Consider the following 1,608-nt stretch of genomic DNA (forward strand, 5'->3'; position numbering starts at 1 on the left):
CTGCATATCTGACACTTTGGTTCCCACTACTTATTTGGTGGACACCACTTTGTCTAATTCGTCAGATTCTGACCAGACGGTTCAGGCTGTACGCTTACTGTTTACCCGGGATTTCAGAATAATATGGTATCCGGACATGGGGATACCTGCGCCATCAGTCAGCGCACCTGATATCACTACAGACATAGTTTTTCTCGCGATAAATTAAATCAGGAAGAAATTTCCGGAGAGGCGGGCCATTCAATGGCGTTGTATGAGGTTTTATCAGTGATGACACTGAAATCCATCGCCTGCAGCGATTTCGCGTAAATGCGGTACGCTTTCAGTTTTTCCCGGTCTTCGTCGCTGATTAGCCCCAGCAGCAGGTCTTCTTCCCATTCCCCTGTCCGGGCACTGACCTGAGCCAGAAGGGCATCACGCTCATCTTCCGCTTTGAGTCTGTAGTCAAAGACAAATTCATCATTGCGGTAAAACCAGTAACCCGGCGCGGTAATGCGGCGGTTGGCGGTAATATCAGGAACTTCAATAACACTGGCGTTACGGGGTTCAATGCCTGTCACATCCTTACCGACCCACACCACGCGACCGTCTCCGGTGTAAGTTATTTTAATTGTGTCGCTGGCGAAATTCTTCAGCTCTTCATACCAGTTTTTTCCGTCTTCCGAAAAAAGCCAGGTGACATCATATTGTTTTGTCAGCTGATATTGTTCCACGGTTTTCGGATTGCCCGCAGTAATATTTTTTAAATGCAACATTGTTAAACACTCGCCACGTTATACCAGGTGCCATTAATCAGTTTCTGAAGCGGGCGGTAATACACGCCGTTGACGTTATCCGCTGAGTCACGGCCGGTATCCGATATCGCTATCCCTGACAGCCCGTGTCCCGAAGGTGCGCGAAATCTCCACGAAACGGTGTTACTGCCGGGGCTGTAATACATTTCATGGCCATACCGTACATCCTGTACCCCCTCTGTTCGATATTTATAGCGGGCATCGAAGTTTCCGTAATTTAACGGAATTACCTGTCCGTTTACGGCGAACGTGATGCTGTTATCTGTATTCCTCTGGCTGAAAAAATGCCAGCCTGAATCATCGCCAAGCTCTGCAACAACAGACCTGGATGGATTACCCCACAAATAAAACGCTGCATTTTTCGTGGAGTTGTTGGCGCTGGATAACGTGAATTTTCTGGCAGTTCCGGCCTGAATATTCTTAAAAGCAATAGCCACTCCATTCTGAAAGCGGAATACACGCTGACTATTAGCATAAACATCCAGAATACCGTCTCCATTCGTAAGCGTACAGCCTGAACCGTCTGGTCAGAATCTGACGAATTAGACAAAGTGGTGTCCACCAAATAAGTAGTGGGAACCAAAGTGTCAGATATGCAGAAAAATGTGAATCCCGGCAGGCGAAAAGGCTGCCCTAATTATCCTCCCGAATTTAAACAGCAGCTCGTTGCTGCCTCCTGTGAACCCGGGATATCCATCTCAAAACTTGCTCTTGAAAATGGCATTAATGCCAATCTGTTGTTCAAATGGCGACAACAATGGCGCGAGGGAAAGCTGCTATTACCTTCTTCAGAGAGCCCCCAGCTACTTCCTGT

3 protein-coding genes and 1 pseudogene are annotated in these 1,608 nt (G+C 47.5%); 1 reads left to right on the forward strand and 3 read right to left on the reverse strand.

Translation table 11 applies throughout. The features are described from left to right. Window positions 1-96 precede the first annotated feature (96 nt). The 3 genes and pseudogenes from BFF42_RS16380 to BFF42_RS16390 all read right to left on the reverse strand — a co-directional run. Window positions 97-186: pseudogene (locus BFF42_RS16380) on the reverse strand (prophage tail fiber N-terminal domain-containing protein); the annotation flags it as partial. Window positions 187-209: 23 nt separating this feature from the next. Further along, window positions 210-755: a tail fiber assembly protein gene (locus BFF42_RS16385; protein ID WP_039059100.1), complete on the reverse strand. Its 546-nt coding sequence runs from the start codon at window positions 753-755 to the stop codon at window positions 210-212. A 2-nt stretch (window positions 756-757) separates the two neighbouring features. Then, entirely contained in the window at window positions 758-1,279 is a 522-nt protein-coding gene (locus BFF42_RS16390; protein WP_077897081.1) for a phage tail protein, read from the reverse strand. 108 nt (window positions 1,280-1,387) lie between these two features. On the opposite strand from BFF42_RS16390, the gene BFF42_RS16395 reads away from it, so the two are divergent. Next, window positions 1,388-1,608, forward strand: a 221-nt coding sequence (locus BFF42_RS16395) for a transposase (protein ID WP_252866573.1), incomplete at its 3' end; no start/stop codon positions are given.

Origin of the sequence: Shigella sp. FC1661 (assembly GCF_001712525.1) — a bacterium.
In the GTDB taxonomy this organism is placed as follows: Bacteria; Pseudomonadota; Gammaproteobacteria; order Enterobacterales; family Enterobacteriaceae; genus Escherichia; species Escherichia coli.

Bases quoted from the DNA above. Each gene is read 5' to 3' on its own strand.
- BFF42_RS16385 (WP_039059100.1), bottom strand. From the start codon at position 755: ATGTTGCATTTAAAAAATATTACTGCGGGCAATCCGAAAACCGTGGAA.